General features: G+C 69.8%; 18 protein-coding genes. 10 read left to right on the forward strand and 8 right to left on the reverse strand.

The genetic code is table 11. The features are described from left to right. Positions 1–13: 13 nt before the first annotated feature. The gene (gene pstS, locus AC2DGY_RS04845; protein WP_484508570.1) at positions 14–1,126 is read right to left on the reverse strand and encodes a phosphate ABC transporter substrate-binding protein PstS; all 1,113 of its coding nucleotides are present in this window, start codon (positions 1,124–1,126) and stop codon (positions 14–16) included. Between the two features lie 205 nt (positions 1,127–1,331). On the opposite strand from pstS, the gene AC2DGY_RS04850 reads away from it, so the two are divergent. Further along, positions 1,332–1,850 (forward strand): hypothetical protein, encoded by a 519-nt coding sequence (locus AC2DGY_RS04850; RefSeq protein WP_484508571.1) that lies wholly within the window; start codon positions 1,332–1,334, stop codon positions 1,848–1,850. Here the strand turns inward: AC2DGY_RS04850 and AC2DGY_RS04855 are convergent. From AC2DGY_RS04855 to AC2DGY_RS04870, 4 genes are read right to left on the reverse strand one after another with little or no spacing between them, the layout of a single operon-like run. Beyond that, entirely contained in the window at positions 1,736–2,674 is a 939-nt protein-coding gene (locus tag AC2DGY_RS04855; RefSeq protein WP_484508572.1) for an NUDIX hydrolase, read from the reverse strand. The two genes, AC2DGY_RS04850 and AC2DGY_RS04855, sit on opposite strands and share 115 nt — an antisense overlap. Continuing rightward, complete coding sequence (locus AC2DGY_RS04860) at positions 2,671–4,839, reverse strand: RNA degradosome polyphosphate kinase (protein ID WP_484508573.1); 2,169 nt, start codon at positions 4,837–4,839, stop codon at positions 2,671–2,673. The genes AC2DGY_RS04855 and AC2DGY_RS04860 overlap by 4 nt, the downstream gene beginning before the upstream one ends. A gap of 60 nt (positions 4,840–4,899) precedes the next feature. Then, positions 4,900–5,592, reverse strand: a complete 693-nt coding sequence (locus AC2DGY_RS04865) for a response regulator (RefSeq protein ID WP_484508574.1) — start codon at positions 5,590–5,592, stop codon at positions 4,900–4,902. After that, positions 5,589–6,800, reverse strand: coding sequence for a sensor histidine kinase (locus tag AC2DGY_RS04870; protein WP_484508575.1), 1,212 nt, complete (start codon positions 6,798–6,800; stop codon positions 5,589–5,591). Before AC2DGY_RS04870 ends, AC2DGY_RS04865 begins: the two co-directional genes overlap by 4 nt. A gap of 245 nt (positions 6,801–7,045) precedes the next feature. Here AC2DGY_RS04870 and AC2DGY_RS04875 point away from each other — a divergent pair, with 245 nt between their 5' ends. From AC2DGY_RS04875 to AC2DGY_RS04895, 5 genes are all read left to right on the forward strand, one after another. Further along, on the forward strand, positions 7,046–8,059 hold the full coding sequence (locus tag AC2DGY_RS04875) for a hypothetical protein (protein ID WP_484508576.1): 1,014 nt from the start codon (positions 7,046–7,048) through the stop codon (positions 8,057–8,059). Between the two features lie 254 nt (positions 8,060–8,313). Further along, positions 8,314–9,258, forward strand: a complete 945-nt coding sequence (locus tag AC2DGY_RS04880) for a hypothetical protein (protein ID WP_484508577.1) — start codon at positions 8,314–8,316, stop codon at positions 9,256–9,258. Then, the gene (locus tag AC2DGY_RS04885; RefSeq protein WP_484508578.1) at positions 9,255–10,895 is read left to right on the forward strand and encodes an efflux RND transporter periplasmic adaptor subunit; all 1,641 of its coding nucleotides are present in this window, start codon (positions 9,255–9,257) and stop codon (positions 10,893–10,895) included. Before AC2DGY_RS04880 ends, AC2DGY_RS04885 begins: the two co-directional genes overlap by 4 nt. Then, on the forward strand, positions 10,892–11,569 hold the full coding sequence (locus AC2DGY_RS04890; protein ID WP_484508579.1) for an ABC transporter ATP-binding protein: 678 nt from the start codon (positions 10,892–10,894) through the stop codon (positions 11,567–11,569). Before AC2DGY_RS04885 ends, AC2DGY_RS04890 begins: the two co-directional genes overlap by 4 nt. After that, complete coding sequence (locus AC2DGY_RS04895; protein WP_484508580.1) at positions 11,566–12,834, forward strand: ABC transporter permease; 1,269 nt, start codon at positions 11,566–11,568, stop codon at positions 12,832–12,834. Before AC2DGY_RS04890 ends, AC2DGY_RS04895 begins: the two co-directional genes overlap by 4 nt. Positions 12,835–12,844: 10 nt before the next feature. On the opposite strand, the gene AC2DGY_RS04900 is transcribed toward AC2DGY_RS04895, so the two are convergent. Beyond that, positions 12,845–13,537 (reverse strand): winged helix-turn-helix domain-containing protein, encoded by a 693-nt coding sequence (locus AC2DGY_RS04900; RefSeq protein ID WP_484508581.1) that lies wholly within the window; start codon positions 13,535–13,537, stop codon positions 12,845–12,847. A 109-nt stretch (positions 13,538–13,646) separates the two neighbouring features. On the opposite strand from AC2DGY_RS04900, the gene AC2DGY_RS04905 reads away from it, so the two are divergent. The 3 genes from AC2DGY_RS04905 to ygfZ all read left to right on the forward strand — a co-directional run bounded on the left by AC2DGY_RS04905 (position 13,647) and on the right by ygfZ (position 15,803). After that, on the forward strand, positions 13,647–13,937 hold the full coding sequence (locus AC2DGY_RS04905; protein ID WP_484508582.1) for a hypothetical protein: 291 nt from the start codon (positions 13,647–13,649) through the stop codon (positions 13,935–13,937). Between the two features lie 163 nt (positions 13,938–14,100). Continuing rightward, complete coding sequence (locus AC2DGY_RS04910) at positions 14,101–14,700, forward strand: heme-binding beta-barrel domain-containing protein (protein ID WP_484508583.1); 600 nt, start codon at positions 14,101–14,103, stop codon at positions 14,698–14,700. After that, entirely contained in the window at positions 14,700–15,803 is a 1,104-nt protein-coding gene (gene ygfZ / locus AC2DGY_RS04915) for a CAF17-like 4Fe-4S cluster assembly/insertion protein YgfZ (RefSeq protein WP_484508584.1), read from the forward strand. The genes AC2DGY_RS04910 and ygfZ overlap by 1 nt, the downstream gene beginning before the upstream one ends. Positions 15,804–15,860: 57 nt before the next feature. On the opposite strand, the gene AC2DGY_RS04920 is transcribed toward ygfZ, so the two are convergent. Continuing rightward, positions 15,861–16,664 carry a class I SAM-dependent methyltransferase gene (locus AC2DGY_RS04920; RefSeq protein WP_484508585.1) on the reverse strand — a complete coding sequence of 268 codons (804 nt, stop codon included), beginning with the start codon at positions 16,662–16,664 and terminating at the stop codon, positions 15,861–15,863. 68 nt (positions 16,665–16,732) lie between these two features. Here AC2DGY_RS04920 and AC2DGY_RS04925 point away from each other — a divergent pair, with 68 nt between their 5' ends. After that, a complete protein-coding gene (locus tag AC2DGY_RS04925) occupies positions 16,733–17,482 on the forward strand; it encodes a phosphoglyceromutase (RefSeq protein ID WP_484508586.1) in 750 nt (249 codons plus the stop codon). A gap of 11 nt (positions 17,483–17,493) precedes the next feature. Here AC2DGY_RS04925 and phoU read toward each other — a convergent pair whose 3' ends face one another. Further along, positions 17,494–18,168: a phosphate signaling complex protein PhoU gene (gene phoU / locus AC2DGY_RS04930; RefSeq protein WP_484508587.1), complete on the reverse strand. Its 675-nt coding sequence runs from the start codon at positions 18,166–18,168 to the stop codon at positions 17,494–17,496. Positions 18,169–18,251: the final 83 nt, after the last annotated feature.

An 18,251-nucleotide genomic window follows, 5' to 3' on the forward strand; every position in this document is an offset into this window, starting at 1 on the left:
GGGCATCGGGGTCTTACTCGGTGACGATGAGCTCGATCGCCGCGTTGACCTGCTCGCGCAGGCTGTCGCTGATCGGCGCGCTACCGGCCGCCTCGGCGGCGGCCTCCTGACCCTCGGGGCTGGCGATGTACTCGAGGTAGCCCTTCACGATCGGGGCGACGGCGGTGTCGACGTACTCCTGGCACGCGATCATGTAGCTGATGAGGACGATGGGGTAGACACCCGCCTCCTGCGAGGTGCGGTCGAGTGCGATCGCGAGGTCGCCCTCTTCGCGCCCGTCTTCGAACGGCGAGGCGTCGACGATGGCAGCGGCGGCCTCGGGCGAGTACTGCACGAATTCGTCCCCGACCTGGATGGCCACGGTGGACAGGCCCTCTTCGGTGGCACGCGACGCGTCGGCGTACCCGATGGTGCCGTTGCCGCCCGCCACGGCGGAGACGACGCCGGACGTGCCGTTGGCGCCTTCACCGCTGTCCAGAGGCCACACGCCGTCGGGCTCGGAGGTCCACACGTCGGGGGCCGCCTGGAACAGGTAGTCCGTGAAGTTCTCGGTGGTGCCCGAGTCGTCCTGGCGGTGCACCGGGGTGACCGCGAGGTCGGGGAGGGTGACCTCGGGGTTCAGCGCCGCGATCGCCGGGTCGTTCCAGTTGGTGATGGTGCCGGCGAACAGGCCCGCCACCGTGGCCGCGTCGAGGTTGAGCGATTCGATGCCCTCGAGGTTGAAGATGACCGCGATCGGGGAGATGTAGGTCGGCAGTTCGATGATCCCCGAGCCTTCCACGCAGCCGTCGAAGGGACCTTCGGCGATCTCCTCCGCTGTGAAGGCGCGGTCCGAACCGGCGAACGGGAAGGCGCCCGCCTGGAAGGACTCCCGCCCGGCGCCCGAACCGGCGGGGTCGTACGTGATGGTCACGTCGGGGTGGGCGGTCTGGAAACCGGCGGTCCAGGCCTGGACCGCGACCTCCTGCGACGAGGCGCCGCCACCGGCGATCTCGCCGGAGAGGTCGGAGACGGGGGCGTTGCCCGTCGAGTCGCCGGACGAGGTCTCGTTGGCGGCGCAGCCGGCGAGGGCGAGGGCCGCGATTGCGGCGACAGCGCCCGCCTGGGCGATGCGGGAGATCTTCACTGTGTGAATCCTTCACGTGTCAGGGATGTGACGCCCCGGGTAGGGCTTCGGGTATCGAACCTGGTGCAGGTTCGATCTGAAACGTAGGCGGGGGCCCTTAAGAGGATGCGCTCCGGCGGTGAACGGGAGGTGAACGGGTCTCGGCCGTCCCGCGTCGCTGCGCCGTGCGCGTCCAGGCCGCCCGTCCGGCTTCTACAGTGGGACCATGGCGAAGCGACCCCCTGCCGAGGCGCGCGCGCTCGAGGCGCTCGCGGATGCCGCGCACGCTGCCCGCGCGGCACGGAAGGCGTCGAAACGGATCGGTGACAAGGCCGGCCGGGCGCTGCGCAAACGCGCCGCCGACGTCGCGCAGTGGGTCGCTGCCACCGACGACGTGGCGTCGCATCCGAAGCAGGTGCGCAGGAGCGCCGAGAAGGCCGCTGCCGACCTCCGCCGGGCCACCCACGACGCGGTGCGCGATCAGGCGGCACGCGAGCGCGCGCGTGCGGCAGCGACGCAGGATCGTGTCCGCGCGGCGATGGCGGACTCCCTGCCCGTCGTCGCGACCGTCCCGGCCGCGCGTGCCGCCGGCCTGCCGGCCGTGGTGCGTCCGGAGGCGACCCGTGGCGCTCAGACCTTCGGCTCGTGGGTCTCGATGGCCACGATCCCGGATCCCGGGTGGTCGACCGACAAGTGGACGACGGAGAATCCGCCGGTCTCCAGCGACGACGCACTGCCGAGGTAGGACCCGGGGAGCGTGCCGGTGGCCAGTGCGAGCTCGTTGAGGATCTCGGGCAGCACGGGCCGATGGCTGCACAGCACGGCGGGGCGGCGCGCCCGCACCCGCTCGCCCACGACCGCGCGCACGTCGGCGGTGCCGTCCTCCCACGCGTCCTGACTGATGAGCGGGGTCTGTTCGATGCGCCGCGCGAGGGCTGCCGCCAGCGGGGCGACGGTTTTGACGCACCGCTCGGCGGGGCTGGAGATGATCTTGCGCACCCCGAAGGCCAGGAGCGGACCGGTGACCGTGCTGGCCTGTCGCTGCCCGCGGGAGGTCAGGGGGCGGGATGCGTCGGGGCCGCTCCAGTGCGCGCGGGACTTCGCTTTGCCGTGCCGCAGGACCACGAGCGGGAAGGTGCGGGTGACACCCTGATCCACGAGGGCCTGAAACGCGTCGAGGATCTCGAGGTCGACGGGGTAGCTGAGCCGGGTGCGGGCGTGCTTCACACTCGTCCACTCGAGGGCGGCGATCTCCTTGTTCGGCACGAACGACGACGCCCGCACCGCGGCATCCGTCGCCTCGGCCGCCCAGTAGTGCACGACCTTTTCGCGCGAGTTGGGCAGACCGTAGCGGGCGACGCCGATCGGCACGCCCAGGCTCACCTGGATCCCCGTCTCCTCGCGGATCTCGCGCACGGCGGTCTCGGCCAGCATCTCGCCGGGATCGACCTTCCCCTTGGGCAGGGTCACGTCGCGGTATTTCGTGCGATGGATGAGGAGGACCCGGGGCTTGCCCTCCACCAGGCGCCAGACCACGCCGCCGGCGGCGTAGACGGCGCTATCGGTCATCGCGCCGCCCGGGCGCGGCGTCGGCGCTGCACCGAGGCCATCGTCTTCTCCTGCAGGTCGATGAGCGGCTTGCCGTCCTTGTGGGTGCTGTGGCGCGTCCATTCCCCGTCGGAGCCGAGGTGCCACGACGTCGTGTCGGGGCTCATCGCGACGGTGAACAACTCGGTCAGATCGGTGATCTGCTCGGGGGCCGTGACACGCACGAGCGCCTCGACTCGGCGATCGAGGTTGCGATGCATCATGTCGGCGCTGCCGATGAACACCTGCGTGTCGCCGGCGTTGTCGAACGCGAAGATGCGCGAGTGCTCCAGGTAGCGACCCAGGATCGAACGCACCGTGATGTTGTCGCTGAGACCGGGGACACCGGGCTTGAGGGAGCAGATCCCGCGCACCCACACCTCGACGGGCACGCCGGCCTGGCTGGCGCGGTACAGCGCGTCGATGATCTGCTCGTCCACCATCGAGTTGACCTTGATACGTACACGGGCGGGCTTACCGGCCAGCGCGTGGCGCCGCTCCTTGTCGATGAGACGGATGAGGCCCTTGCGCAGGTGAAGCGGGGCGACGAGGAGCCGCTTGAACTTCTTCTCGATCGCGTAGCCGCTCAGTTCGTTGAAGAGGCGGGTGAGGTCGCGACCGACCTCGTTGTCGACGGTGAACAGCCCGAAGTCCTCATAGATGCGGCTGGTCTTGGGGTTGTAGTTGCCGGTGCCCACGTGACTGTAGTGGCGCAGCACGCCGTCTTCCTCGCGGATCACCAGTGCCAGCTTGCAGTGGGTCTTCAGCCCCACGAGGCCGTACACGACGTGCACGCCGGCCTTCTCGAGTTTCCGCGCCCACACAATGTTGGCCGCCTCGTCGAAGCGCGCCTTGACCTCCACGAGTGCGAGCACCTGCTTGCCGGACTGCGCGGCATCGATCAGCGCCTGCACGATGGGGCTGTCGCCCGAGGTGCGGTAGAGCGTCTGCTTGATGGCGAGGACGTGCGGGTCTTTCGCGGCCTGCTCCAGGAACGCCTGCACGCTCGTGGCGAACGACTCGTAGGGGTGGTGCACGAGCACGTCCGCCCGCCGGATGGCGGCGAAGATATCGGCCCGCCGGTTCTGCTCCGGGGGCTGGAACGCCACGGCGGTCTTGGGCACGTGCGGCGGATAGCGCAGGTCGGGCCGGTCGATGCGCGACAGGTCGAAAAGTCCGCGGAGGTCCAGGGGTCCGGGGAGGCGGTAGACCTCCTGCTCGGTGATGTCGAGTTCGCTCAAGAGCAGGTCGAGAGTGAGGTCATCCATGTCGTCGGTGATCTCGAGGCGGATGGGCGGACCGAACCGGCGTCGCAGGAGCTCGGCCTCGAGCGCCTGGATGAGGTTCTCGGTCTCGTCCTCCTCGATCGTGACGTCCTCGTTGCGGGTCAGGCGGAACGCGTGGTGATCGAGCACCTCCATGCCGGGGAACAGGTCGCCGAGATGATTGGCGATGAGGTCCTCCAGCGGCAGGTAACGCCACTTGCCCCGCTCGCTGGGGATCTGCACGAAGCGGGGGAGCATCGGCGGCACCTTCAGGCGCGCGAACTCCTGCCGGCCGGAGCGGGCGTTGCGCACGCGGATGGCGAGGTTGAGCGACAGACCCGAGATGTAGGGGAACGGATGCGCCGGGTCAACGGCCAGCGGCATGAGGACGGGGAACACCTGCGTCTGGAAGTACTCCGACAGGCGCGCCCGCTCGTCGTCGTCGAGGTCGTCCCACCGGACCACCTCGATCCCCGTTTCGGCGAGGGTCGGGCGGACGTGCTCGGTCCACGCCGCCGCGTGGCGCACCTGCAGGCGGTGGGCTTCGGCCGAGATGTCGGCCAGGACGTCCAGCGGCGCCCGGCCCACGTTCGTCGGCACCGCCAGGCCCGTCACGATGCGCCGCTGAAGCCCCGCGACGCGCACCATGAAGAATTCGTCGAGGTTGCTGGCGAAGATCGCGAGGAAGTTCGCCCGTTCCAGCGTCGGCAGGCTGGGATCCTCCGCCAGCTCGAGCACCCGGCGGTTGAAGGCCAGCCAGCTCAGTTCCCGGTCCAGGTAACGATTCTCGGGAAGCTGCGCGTCGACTGCTTCGACCGCCTCATCGAAGTCATCGTCGTCAGCGTCGCCGAGGCCGGCGTCGAGCACGTCGTGTCCGATCATCTCTTCATCATTGCAGGGGAAAGGGAACTCCGGCACGAACGGATGTCGTCATCGTCCCGCTCAGTCCCGCTGCGGGTGTCCCGGCCGGATGAACCCGCTCTCGTAGGCGAAGACCGCGGCCCCCACCCGGCTTCGGGTGTCGGTCTTGGCGAGCACCCTGCTGATGTGGGTCTTGATGGTGGCCTCGCTGACGAACAGTTCGGCCGACATCTCGGCGTTGCTGAGGCCGCGCGCGATGGCCGCCAGGACGTCCTTCTCCCGGTCCGTGAGCTCGGCCAGTCGCTGTCCGAATGCGTTGGCGGTCACGGCATCGACGGTGGACACCTCGAGCCGGCGTTCGATGAGCCGGCGCGTCATGACCGGATCGATGAGCGCGTCGCCGCGGACGGCGCTGCGAACGGCCGCGGCCAGCAGGTCGGGCCCGGCGTCCTTGAGGAGGAACCCGCAGGCGCCGGCGCGCACGCTGTCCAGCAGGTAGGCCTCATCGTCGAACGTCGTGATCATCACCACGGCCCGAGCGGTTCGCGCGTCGATGATGCGCCGTGTGGCTGCGATCCCATCGAGCCGCGGCATCCGAATGTCCATGAGGATGACATCGGGCCGCAGTGCCGCCGCCAGCTCCACCGCCACCTGGCCGTCCGGCGCCGCGCCGACGACGCTGATGTCCGGCTCGGCGTCCAGCATCGCCTCCAAACCGGCGCGCACCACTGGTTGGTCGTCGGCGACCACCACGGTCAGCTGTTCTCCGGTCATCTGCTCTCCTTCGAAGCGACGCCGGTGGCGGGAAGCGAGGCGGTCACCCGCCACCCCCCACCGGCGAGCGGACCGGCTGTGAGGGATCCCCCTGCGGCGTGTGCGCGCTCGGTCATGCCGGCGATGCCGTTCCCGCCCGGTGAGGCGTCGAGTTGCGGCGACGGCGACCCGTCATCGGTCACGGTCACCCCCACCTCCGTGCCGGTGGAGGCGAACGCGACGGTCACGCGGCGGGCGTCGGAGTGCAGGAGGACGTTCGTGAGCGCCTCCTGAGCGATGCGCAGGAGAGCGGTGCGGACGAACTCCGTACCGACCCCGACCGACCCGCTCACCTCCACGGCGCGGCCACTGGCCCGTACCCGGTCGACGATGCCGGCGAACTCGGCATCCAGTTCGCGTTCGGTCTGGGGCGAAGCGGCCGCGTCGCTCCGCAGGATCCGCACGACGCGGCGCATCGCCGTCAGCGCGTTGCTTCCGTCGGTCGCCAGCTCACCCAGCGTGTCTCGCAGCTCGCGGGGATCGTCCGATCCGACCCGGGCTGCCGCCTGCGCGCGTACCACCATGGCGCTGACGTGGTGGGCGACGACGTCGTGGATGTCGCGGGCGATCGTCGTGCGCACCTCCGCGGCGACGCGTTCACGATCCCGTTCCTGCAGCGCGAGCAGTTCGGCGTTGCGGGTGCGGAGGTCTTCGGCGATCGCACGCTGCCTGCGGATCGCATACCCGAGGGCGACGACGACGACGAGGACGACGGCCACCAGGACGCGGCGCGACGGGTCCGGCAGTAGGGCCGCATAGACCGGGAACAACAGCAGGTTGATCGGGATGTCGCGGATGGGCAGGTACACGATCGCCACCGCGGCCGACACCGCCGCGACCGGCGCGACGAAGATCATGGGCGCACCACGGAGCACGGCGCCGAAGCTGGCGACCACGAGGGGGGTGACCCTCACCTCCGGGACGTCGAACCACCACTCCGGCAACGCGACGACCAGGGCGACGATGGCCAGAGTGGTCTTGGGGATGAGGCGTGATGCCGGCCAGGCCGCGGCCGCGAGGGCAGCGCACCCGAGGTAGCTGTCTAGCTGGTTCGGGTACCAGCCGTTCCGGGCCGCAACGAGGATCGTTCCCACCGCGATGGCGAAGGCCGCAGCCGCCACCACAGCGTCGCCGGCGATCGATCCACCGTCGCGGAACCACCTGGGCATGGCACAACCGTACGCCGGTGGGGCGAGTATGCCGTCCGTCGTTCGGATGACGCGGAAGGGCCATTCCGCCGACGCCCGGCCCGTCGCCCATGAGAAGACTCGATGGGACAGACCCCCAATCGGAGACCGTGATGAAACGTCCCCTCGTTTTTACTTTGTCGTTACTCGCCGTTGCCGCGCTGTCTGCGTGCAACGCAAGTCCTAGCGCCGGGCCGGGTGCTTCCCCGCAGCCCGGGGGGACAGCGGTGCCCGAGGAGACGACGGCGGCGGAGGGGTCCGATCGTCCCCCGCTGTCGCCTCTGGATCAGTTCTTGGGCGAGGTCCAGGGATGGGACGACAGCCCTGAAGAGCGGACGAAACGAGAGCTCGCCCTTTCGACGGAGGAGGAGGACCGTATCGCGGAGTGCATGAAGGCGGAGGGCTTCGAGTACACGCCTACTCCCTTCGCTCGCGAGTACCGCGAGACCACGGACGTGGAGGGGGTCTCCGACGCCGATCGAGACGACCGGGAATGGGTCGAGCGATACGGCTACGGGATGGTCGAGAATCCCACCAGGTCGATGGACAAGCCCTACGGGTACAACTCGGAGAAGGAGCGGGCCGAGGAGGCGGTAAAAGCGCGCGCGAATCCCGACCCCAATTCGGCCTACCGGGAAACTCTGTCTCAGGCACAACGAGAGGCATATGAACTCGCACTCTCGGGCCCGCCGTACTCGGACGCGGATTTCGCCGCCGGCGTCGAGCCGGAGCCCAGCGGGTGCGCGTGGGAGGCCCGCGTCGCTGTTCGGGGCGAAAATCCCGAGGATATGCCGGAGCACGCGCCGCTGTTCGACGCGATCGTGGACCTCTCTGCCAGGTTTCCGTGGCCGGGGATCCCGGAGTTGGAGGCGTCGTGGGTGGCGTGCATGGCCGAGAACGGGCGCCCGGGGTTCGGTCGGCACGAGGAAGCGCAGGTGTCGATCGCGCGTGAGCGTGACGCGCTCTGGGCGGCGGCGAACCCGGAGTCGGCCCAGAGCAATGAAGAGATGGTCACCGGCGAGTTCACGGAGCAGACCCCGCCGGCGATGGAGGCGCTCACCGCGCTAGCCGAGAAGGAGCGCGAACTGGCCCTGATCGATCTCGACTGCCGCGAGGAGGTCGACTACTGGGAGACCTACCGTGCGATCCAGTTCGCCGAGGAAGAGCGGTTCATGGCCGACCACCGGCAGGAACTCGACGCGCTGCGCGCAACGTACGAGCAGCAGGGCGGTGGCCGGTGAGCCGGCGCGCAGGGAAGACCCCGAGGGGAGCAGGGATTGCCCTCACCCGTTCGGATGACCCGAAAGCGCCATCCCGCCGACGCCCGGCGAGCCCGCGAGGAGAACACTCGGTGGGGATAAGACCCGAACCGGAGACCATCATGAAACGTCCACTCGTTTTCGCTTTCTCGTTGCTCGCCCTCGCTGCGTTGTCGGCTTGCACCGCAACTCCGGGGACGGAGGCGGGTGCGTCGCAGTCATCAGCGGGAACGACCGTGACGGAGGAGGACGATCGCCCGCTGACACCCCTCGCGCAGTTCTGGAAGGAGACTGGGTCGGGCGACCTCACCCCTGAAGAGCAGACGAAGGAACAAGTGGCGCTCGCCACCGCGGAGTTGGACCTTGTCGCGGAGTGCATGAAGGGGGAGGGGTTCGAGTTCTCACCCGCTTTTACCCCTCCCGAATCCTGGGGCACCGACCTCACCCTTGACATCGAGGGGATCTCCGACGCTGATCGGGAGGATCGGGAGTGGGTCACGAGCTATGGGTATGGGCTCGTCGAGAACCCCCAGAGGTCCATGGACAAGCCCTACGGGTATCACTTCCACAAGAAACAAGCGGAGTGGGCCAAGGAAGCCCTCGCGAACCCCGACCCGAATGAGGTGTACCGGGAGAGTCTGTCCCCGGCTCAGCAGATGGCGTACAGCGGCGCCTACGGCGGGTGCTCGAAGGAGGCCTACCTCGCTGTCCGGGGCGAACATCCCCAGGACATGCCGGAACACAGGCCGCTGTTCGAAGCGATCACGGAATTCGAAGAGACGTCGTGGCCGGGGATCCCGGAGCTGGAGGCCTCGTGGGCGGCGTGCATGGCGGACAAGGGGAGCCCCGGGTTCACCGCACGTGAGGATGCGATGCTGTCGATCAAGACGGAGCACGAGGCCCTCTGGGCGGCTGCGAATCCGGATCACGCAGCTGAGGGAGCCAGGGCGGCATACGAAGGCGAGTTCACGGAGCCGACGCCTCCCGCGATGGATGGGCTCACCGCGCTGGCCGAGAAGGAGCGTGAGCTGGCTCTGACGGATTTCGACTGCCGTGAGGAGGTCGACTACTGGGACACGCACTACGCGATCCAATTCGCCCAGGAAGAGCAGTTCATAGCCGACCACCAGGAGGCGTTCGACGCGCTGCGGGCAGCGTACGAGCAGTGGGGGAACCAGTGAGTCCGCGAGTCAAGAAGCGCGCCCCGGAGGACGCAGAAGGCGCGCAGGGGGAGCAGGCGACCGACCTGCTCGACCTGGCACCGGCATCCGAGGACAGTAGTCCTGTCTCCCGGCGGCGGTGGCGGGATCTCCTCCCGTCGTTGCACGGAGCCCGCGTGCGGGAGTTGTTCGCACGCAACAGGGTGCTGTGGGTCGTCGCGATGTCCGCGTGCCTCGCGCTTGTCGTCGGATTGGTCACGGGGCGGATCATGGCGCCGGCGGCGGCCGAGACACCGCGGGCGGGGCTCATCACGACCCCGGTCGTCCTGGGCGAACTGCGGAGCGAACTGTTGGTGCGCATGGATGCCGCGTACGCCGACCCGATCGAGGTGGTCATCAATACCTCCGACGGGGGCGCCGGCATCGTGACGGGCCGGATTCCGGCGGGAGGCTCCGAGTTGACGACCCTCTCGGTCGCTCTGGAAGTGGATGGTCGTCCGCTCATCGTGCTCCCCGGCGGCGTTCCGTCGTACCGAAACCTTCGGGTGGGCCTCAACGGGCCGGACGTCGTGCAGCTCAAAACCGCGTTGCGCGCTGTCGGGCTGGACGGCGGCGATCCGGCGGGGGACGTGTTCGACGGTACGACGGCCGCAGCGGTTGCGGCGCTCTACGAGAAGGTCGGCTATGCCGCACCCGAAGGAGAGGAGGAGGCCGAGGAGGTCGTCCAGCAAGCCGAGGACGCGGTTCGCCAGAGCGGGCAGGCGCTCGAACTGGCGCGCCACCAGCTCGGTCTGGCGCGCGCCGGTGCGCCTAAGCCCGAGATCCTCGCGGCGGACAACGCCGTCGCCGCCGCTCAGCGGGAGCTCGATGCGGCCCAGGCCGCCACCCCGGGCGACGCGGTGCTGCTGGCATCGCTCCGCGATGCGCTCGTCCTCGCGCAGGCTCAGCGTCAGGAGTTGTCGGTTCCACCCGACGTGCGGGCGGAAACCATTGCGGTGAAGGGGGCCGAGCAGGAGCTCAACAGTGCGCGAGAATCGCTGACCCGCGCGCAGAACGACGCGTTGCCGGTGCTCCCCGCGGCGGAGGTCCTCTACCTTGCAGACGTTCCCCGCCGTGTCGATGCGGTGACGGCTCAGCAGGGAGCCGTGCTGTCCGGACCGGCCATGACCCTCTCGGGTGCCGCGTTGGCAGTGACCGGCGCGCTCGAGGAAGCAGACGCCGGGCTGGTGTCCAGTGGCGCCGAGGCGTTCTTCGTGTTGCCGGATGGAACCGAACACCGCGCCGTGGTCGACACCGTGGCACCTGCAGACCCCGTGGCATCCGCCGAGGGTGAGAACGCGACCGGCTGGAGCGTGCGATTGATTCCCGACCCGCTGACCCCCGAAGCGGAGGAGCAACTCCGCGGCCAGAGCGTGCTGGTGCGTATCCCTGTCGGTGCGACGGACGGAGCGGTGCTCTCCGTGCCTGCTGCGGCGCTGACATCCGGCTCGGGAGGGGAGACGCGTGTCGAGGTCGTGGAGGGAGACCCGCGCGACGGCGACCAGGCGGACGTTCGCGTCGTGGTGGTCGAAACGGGCCTCTCCACCGCGGACGGGGTGGAGGTGCGCGCCCTGGAGGGCGAGCTCGACGAGGGCGACATCGTGGTGGTGGGTCGATGAGCGAGCCCGTCGTCGAACTGCGGGACGTCACCCGCTCCTTTCCGGGCCCACCGGAAGTGCAGGCCCTCCGCGGGGTGAACCTCGTCGTCGAACGCGGCGACTACGTTTCCATCGTCGGTCCGAGCGGGTCGGGGAAGTCCACGATGCTGAACATCCTCGGTCTCCTGGACCGGCCGACCGTGGGGGAGTATCTCCTCTCGGGCGTTCTCACCGGGGGTTTGGATGAGAACGGGCGTGCAGCGCTTCGCGCCCAGCGGATCGGGTTCGTGTTCCAAGCCTTCCATCTCCTGGCCCGCCGGAGCGTCTTGGAGAACGTCATGCTGCCGATGCTGTACGACGGCACCCCCCGCGCCGATCGTGAACGGTACGCACGAGACGCCCTCTCCCGCGTGGGGATGGCGCATCGGGTGGATTTCTCGCCGTCGGTGCTGTCCGGTGGCGAGCGGCAGCGTGTCGCCGTGGCGCGCGCTGTCGTGTCCCGACCCGCTCTCCTCCTCGCCGACGAACCGACCGGAAACCTCGATCAGGAGACGGCGGCCGAGACCATGCGCCTCATGGAGGATCTGCACGCCGACGGGCTGTCGGTGATGGTCATCACCCATGACGAGTCCGTCGCGCGTCGCTCGTCGCGGCAGATCCGCATTGCGAGTGGGCGGATGGGGGAGGTGCGATGATCCGGCTGAGACGGCGCAAACGCAGCGCCATCCCGGCCGACGTCCGGGATGGTGACCGCTACGACGTCCTCGATCTGGTGACGGAGGCAACCAGCGATCTGGGGTCGCGCCCGACCCGGCTCGTGCTCACGCTCGCCGGGACCGTCATCGGCGTCGGCGCACTCATCGCCACCGTCGGGCTTTCGCAGAGCAGTGCGGGCGAGATCACCCGGCAGTTCGAGCTGGCCTCCCGGGCGCAGGCGCTCGTCCGACCTCTCGAGGCGCCTGGGCCCGACGGTGAGCTGGTGCCGATGGGTCAGCTGCCGTGGGATGCCGCTGACCGGGTAGCGACGCTGGCGGGGGTGGCGAGCGCTGCGACCCTGTCCGAAATCCCCAGTGACGACGTGGCCATCGAGGCGGTGCAGGTGCACGACCCGACCCGCGCCGAGACGAGTCCGCCGGGCCTCATCGCGGCATCGAGCGATGTACTGGACACGACGGAGGGGTCGCTCGTCTCCGGCCGGATGTTCGACCGCGGTCATGAGGAGCGGGCCGACCGCGTCGCGGTTCTCGGCATTCATGCCGCGGAGAAGTTCGGTCTCGCAGAGGTTGGTTCCCAACCGTCGATCTTCGTGGGCGGGAAGCCCTACGCCGTCATCGGCATCTTCGATGACACCCGGTACCGGGCCGAGCTGCTCAGCGCGGTGGTCATCCCGACCGGCACGGCGCAGTCGGATTTCGGGATCGTCAGCCCGGCTGAGGTCCAGATCCGGCTGGATCCGGGAGGAGGGCCCATCGTCTCGGCGCAGGCGGCACGCGCCATCCTCCCCGACACGCCGGAGGTCCTGGAGGTGGGGGCGCCACCGGGGGAGAGCCTCCTTCAGCGGAGTGTGCAGGGGAGCCTCGACGCCGTCTTCCTCATCCTGGCGATCGTCGTGCTGCTGGCCGGTGGCTTCGGCATCGCCAACGTCACCATGCTCTCGGTCCTGGAACGCACCGCCGAGATCGGTCTGCGTCGCGCCCTGGGCGCAACCGGACGCCAGATCGCCGGCCAGTTCATCGTGGAATCCGCGATTCTCGGACTGGTCGGCGGATTGATCGGCGCGGTGGGCGGGGTGGTCGCCGTGATCGCCATCTCGCTGTCACAGGGCTGGGCTCCGGCCGTGGATGTGCTGGTGGCGACCGGTGGTGCAGGTCTCGGCGGAGCCATGGGCCTCCTGGCCGGGTGGCTCCCCGCCCGCCGTGCCGCGCGGATCGAGCCGGTCGCCGCCCTGCGCGCGGAGTGAACGACGGGCGTCAGGTCGTGGGAGAGGGCGTCGGCAGCTGATCGTCCTCGTAGACGTTGAAGCGGTACCCCACGTTGCGCACGGTGCCGATCAGCTGCTCGAGGTCGCCGAGCTTGGCGCGCAGGCGTCGCACGTGCACGTCGACGGTGCGGGTGCCGCCGAAGTAGTCGTACCCCCACACCTCGCTGAGCAGCTGCTCCCGCGTGAACACGCGGGAGGGGTGCGTGGCGAAGAAGTGGAGGAGCTGGAACTCCTTGTAGGTGAGGTCCAGAGGCTTCCCGTGCACCTTCGCGGAGTACGAGGACTCATCGATCGTGATTCCGGACGTCTGGATGCGGGTGGACACCTGCTCCTTGGACATCCGGCCGATGGCCAGGCGTATGCGGGCGTCGACCTCGGCCGGTCCGGCGGTGACAAGGATGACGTCATCCACGCCCCAGTCGGGGGACACGGCCGTCAGGCCCCCCTCCGTGATCACGAGCATCAGCGGCGCGTCGAGCCCCGTGGTGTTGAGGATCTTGCACAACGACTTGGCACCGACGAGGTCGAGGCGGGCGTCGATGAAGATGACATCGGCGCTGGGGGCGTTCACCAGTTGGGCGGGCTCGGCCGGGATCTGACGCACCCGGTGGCTGAGCAGCTCGAGCGAAGGCAGCACGGGACCACCGCTGTGCGCGGAACTGAGAATGAGAAGCTGTGCCAACCGGACCTCCCCGATGCGGCGGGCCGCATGTCCCCCATATCTTAGGGCGAGTCGGGACCGGTCCCGCGCGCGCGTGCAGACGGGCCCGACCTGAGCGAGAATGGCGCACATGACCGTTCCGGAGCTTGCACCCCGCCGTACCGTGTGGGGCGTGCTCGCCGTGTGGATCGTGGCCGCGCTGACGGGCATCGGAATCGGCGTCTTCGTCCCCGAGGACTGGCGCGCCGCGTGGGTGATCGTGGGGCTCGGAGCGTGCGTGGTCCTCTCCTTCGCGGTTCAGCTGTGGTACGGCCGCTCGCAGGAGTTCCTCGTCCGCGTGGCCGCGAGTGCGCTGGGTGCGATGGTCGTCATGGCAGTCATCAGCGCCGGCTTCGCGCTCGCCGCGATCGTCCCCGGCTGAGTCGCCCGCCGCGAGGGGCGCGTGGGATAAACTCAGCGCATGGATCTCGTCGCGCTCGAACTGTTCTTCGTGGGGCTGCTGGGCCTTGCTTCGCTGGCGATCATGTTCGTGTCGGGCGTCGTCGTGAAGAACCTGTACCGCGGTCAGCGCTGACGGTCGCCTCGTGTTCGAGCTGCCGACAGACCTTCCCGCCGACCTTGCGCCGCTCTCGTGGCTCGTCGGTGTCTGGGAGGGGACGGGCGTGCTGGACTACACGGCGGGCGACCATCACTACACCGGCGAGTTCTCCCACCGGGTGAGCTTCAGCCACGACGGCGGGCCCTACCTGAACTACTCGGCCAGCGCCTGGCTGTTGGGGGACGGCCAGCCGGCGCCGCTCGTCGCCGAGATGGGCTACTGGCGTCTGAGCCGGGCCGCGACCGCGACCGACGCCGGTCCGGGCCTCCTCCCGGCACTCGTGTCAGGTCCGGAACGCACCGTCGATGACGTCGAAACCCTCCGCAACGACGCGGGTGGCTTCGACATCGAGGTGACCCTCGTGCACGCCGACGGCATCAGCGAGCTCTATCTCGGCCAGGTGCGCGGGCCACGGATCGACATGGCCACCGACGCGGTGGTGCGCACCGCCGGCGCCAAGCCTTACACGGCCGCCACCCGGATGTACGGGCTCGTCGAGGGCCATCTGCTGTGGGCGTGGGACATTGCGGCCCTCGGGTCCGAGCTGACCTCTCACGCCTCGGCGCGACTGGCGCGAGCCGACTGATGGGCGATTACACGCGTGTACCGGGCGCCGTCTCCGACGAGCATGGGCTCCGCCACCTCGGAGGTCCGCTCACCGAGCAGCGCGCCCTGGCCGCCGGACGCGCACTGGCGCCGCTGGATGACCGCCGCATCCTCACCGTCGCGGGCGAAGACCGGCTGAGCTGGCTGGATTCGCTGTCGTCGCAGGCGCTCACACATCTTCCCGCGGGGGTGTCGACGGAACTGCTCATCCTCGACCCTCAGGGTCACGTCGAGCACGCCGCCGCGGTGCTCGACGACGGCGCCACGACGTGGCTGCTGGTGGATGCGGCCGATGCCGAGGGCCTCCTGGCGTGGTTGCAGCGCATGCGGTTCCGGTTGCGGGTCGAGGTCGCCGATCGCTCGACCGACCTCGCGGTGGTCGGCGGCACGGCCGCCGCCGTTGAGACGGTGACGGCGATCGCGCCCGCCGGTGTCCCCGTCATCTGGCGCGATCCGTGGCCGGATGTCGCGCCCGGCGGCCATGCGTACGCCAATTCGGTCGACCATCCCGGGATCGACCGGGACTGGGCCGAAGCGGTGGTGGAGCGCGCCGAACTGGCCCGCCTCATCGACGTGGCCACCTCCTCGCCCGGGACGCTCGCGGGCCTGGACGCCGTCGATGCGCTGCGGATCGCCGCGTGGCGCCCGCGCATCTCGGCGGATGCGGACGAGAGGGTGCTGCCGCACGAGCTGGACTGGCTGCGGACCGCGGTCCACCTGTCCAAGGGCTGCTACCGCGGTCAGGAGACGGTCGCGAAGGTGCACAATCTCGGTCACCCGCCTCGCCGCGTCGTGGCGCTGCACCTGGACGGCAGTGACAGCATCCTTCCGGCGCGCGGGGACGCCGTCCGCGTCGGTGACACCGTCATCGGGGCGATCACGTCGTCCGCGTGGCACTACGAGGACGGTCCGATCGCCCTCGCCCTGGTCAAGCGCACCGCTCCCGTGGACGCCGAGCTGGTGGTGGACACCGCGGAGGGTCCCGTCGCCGCAGCGCAGCAGGTGGTCGTGCCTTCGGACGCGGGAGCCACGGCGTCCGTTCCGCGTCTGCCGCGCCTCGGGCGCCGCACCGCCGCCGGCTGACCCGGCCGCGCGGCTACGCCGACCCGGCCTCGCGACGACGCCGACCCGGGCCGGCGGCTACGCCGGAGCGACCTCGGACCACGGCACGCCGACCTCCCCGAGACGCCACCGCGCCCGGCCGAGCAGCGGCCATCCCGCCCCGACCATCGCGTCCAGCGCGGTGCGCCACCGGTGCACCGGCCCGAACGGTGCCACCGCCGCCGCCCGCTGCCACTCCGTGTCCAGCGCGCCGAGGAACGCGTGGATGCGCTCGCCCGGCACGTTGCGGTGAATGAGCGCCTTGGGCAGGCGCTCGGCGGCGACGGCGGGGGAGTCCAGGCCGGCCAGACGCAGGGAGATCGTGAGAGTGCGGGGCGCGGCATCCGCGCCCACCTCGACCCACGTGGCGATCCGTCCCAGTTCGTCGCACGTACCCTCCACGATCACCCCGCCGGGCGCGAGGCGTGCCGCCATCCGCTCCCACGCGGGGAAGACCTCGGGTTCGTCGTACTGACGGAGCACATTCATGGCGCGGAGGATGGCCGGACGTCGCCCGCCGGGCACCGGCACCTCGAAGCCGCCGCGCGCGAACGACACGTGCGCGCGTGCCTGCTCCGCAGCGCTCCGGAGTTGATCGCACGCGCGAGCGACCCGGTCGGGGTCGATCTCCAGTCCCAGCACGTCGACGTCGGGTCGCGCGCGGGCGAGACGCGCGTACAGTTCGAGCGTCGTCACGGCGCTGGCCCCGAAGCCGAGGTCGACGACCAGCGGGTCGTCGGCCCGGCGAAGGGCGGGATGACGCGCGATCCACCGGTCCACGCGGCGGAGGCGATTCGTCCCGGTGGTGCCGCGGGTGACCTGTCCCACCACCGATCCGCGCATGGGCCCATGATGCCAGGGCCGCACGGAGAACCCCTGAGGGCAGCCGGTGCGGTCGATAGGATGGCGGCATGACCGCGCCCTACACGCTGATTCTGCTCCGCCACGGCCAGAGCGAGTGGAACAAGACCAACCAGTTCACGGGATGGGTCGATGTCCGCCTCACCGAGCAGGGCAAGGCCGAGGCCGCGCGTGGTGGCGAGCTGCTCGCCGAGGCGGGCCTCCTGCCCGACATCCTGCACACGTCGGTGCTCAGCCGGGCGATCCAGACCGCGAACATCGCGCTGGACACGGCCGACCGGCTGTGGATCCCGGTCAAGCGCTCGTGGCGGCTCAACGAGCGTCACTACGGCGCGCTGCAGGGCAAGGACAAGGCGCAGACCCTCGAGGAGTTCGGCAACGAGCGGTTCATGCTGTGGCGCCGTTCCTTCGACGTCCCGCCGCCGCCGCTTCCCGCCGACGACCCGTACAGCCAGGTGGGCGACCCCCGGTACGTGGGCATCGACGGCGAGGTGCCGGACACCGAGTCGCTCAAGCTCGTGATCGACCGGATGCTGCCCTACTGGGAGGCGGAGATCGTCCCCGACCTCCGCGCGGGTAAGACCGTCCTGGTGACCGCGCACGGGAATTCGCTCCGCGGGCTGGTCAAACACCTGGACGGGATCAGCGATGAGGACATCGCGGCGCTGAACATCCCGACCGGTATCCCGCTGGTCTACCGACTGGGCGAGGATCTCACCCCGCTCGAGCCCGGCCGGTACCTCGACCCGGAAGCGGCCGCGGCGGGTGCTGCCGCGGTGGCCGCGCAGGGCAAGGGCTGAGCGGCCGAGGGCTACTCGACGAACGCCTCGAGGGTCTGCGGGTCGGCCGTCCAGTCGCCCGTGGCGAGGTAGACGACCTTCTTCGCGACGGATTCGGCGTGGTCGGCGAAGCGCTCGTGGTAGCGGCTGGCCAGCGTGGCATCGACCGTGGCCATCGCTTCGCCCTTCCAGTTGTCGCCGAGAACCTTCTCGAACACGCTGACGTGCAACTCGTCGATCGCGTCGTCGTCGTTGCGGATCTCCTCGGCCAGACGCAGGTCTTCGGTGCGCAGCAACTCGGTGAGCTTGCGCGACACCGACACGTCCAGCTCACCCATCCGCTTGAACGTGCCCTTCAGGCCCTTGGGGATGGCACGCTCGGGGAACCGTGAGCGGGCGAGCTGAGCGATGTGCTCGGCCATGTCGCCCATCCGCTCGAGCGACGCGCTGACGCGCAGCGCGGTCACGACGATCCGCAGGTCGCGAGCGACGGGTTGCTGGCGGGCGAGGATCTCGATGGCCAGTTCGTCCAGGGCCACGGCCTTCTCGTCGATGACGCGGTCGGCCTCGATGACCTCCTCGGCGAGGGTGACATCGCTGGTCGAGAATGCGCGGGTGGCCCCGTCGATCGCGACCGTCACCAGCTCGGCGATCTCGACCAGCCGGTTCTGGACGTCCTGGAGCGACTGATGAAACACTTCGCGCATCGCGGCAACCTTCCTCGTTCGTGGCACGGCACGCCCGTACCACGACCTTCGCGATTGTCCTCAGCGAAGGTGAACGGATGGTG

It is taken from the genome of Microbacterium sp. Z6_144, from assembly GCF_057197625.1.

Bases quoted from the DNA above. Each gene is read 5' to 3' on its own strand.
- AC2DGY_RS04905 (WP_484508582.1), top strand. From the start codon at position 13,647: ATGACCGTTCCGGAGCTTGCACCCCGCCGTACCGTGTGGGGCGTGCTC.
- AC2DGY_RS04860 (WP_484508573.1), bottom strand. From the start codon at position 4,839: ATGATCGGACACGACGTGCTCGACGCCGGCCTCGGCGACGCTGACGAC.
- AC2DGY_RS04855 (WP_484508572.1), bottom strand. From the start codon at position 2,674: ATGACCGATAGCGCCGTCTACGCCGCCGGCGGCGTGGTCTGGCGCCTG.
- AC2DGY_RS04925 (WP_484508586.1), top strand. From the start codon at position 16,733: ATGACCGCGCCCTACACGCTGATTCTGCTCCGCCACGGCCAGAGCGAG.
- AC2DGY_RS04850 (WP_484508571.1), top strand. From the start codon at position 1,332: ATGGCGAAGCGACCCCCTGCCGAGGCGCGCGCGCTCGAGGCGCTCGCG.
- AC2DGY_RS04895 (WP_484508580.1), top strand. From the start codon at position 11,566: ATGATCCGGCTGAGACGGCGCAAACGCAGCGCCATCCCGGCCGACGTC.
- AC2DGY_RS04890 (WP_484508579.1), top strand. From the start codon at position 10,892: ATGAGCGAGCCCGTCGTCGAACTGCGGGACGTCACCCGCTCCTTTCCG.
- AC2DGY_RS04920 (WP_484508585.1), bottom strand. From the start codon at position 16,664: ATGCGCGGATCGGTGGTGGGACAGGTCACCCGCGGCACCACCGGGACG.
- ygfZ (WP_484508584.1), top strand. From the start codon at position 14,700: ATGGGCGATTACACGCGTGTACCGGGCGCCGTCTCCGACGAGCATGGG.
- phoU (WP_484508587.1), bottom strand. From the start codon at position 18,168: ATGCGCGAAGTGTTTCATCAGTCGCTCCAGGACGTCCAGAACCGGCTG.
- AC2DGY_RS04870 (WP_484508575.1), bottom strand. From the start codon at position 6,800: ATGCCCAGGTGGTTCCGCGACGGTGGATCGATCGCCGGCGACGCTGTG.
- AC2DGY_RS04865 (WP_484508574.1), bottom strand. From the start codon at position 5,592: ATGACCGGAGAACAGCTGACCGTGGTGGTCGCCGACGACCAACCAGTG.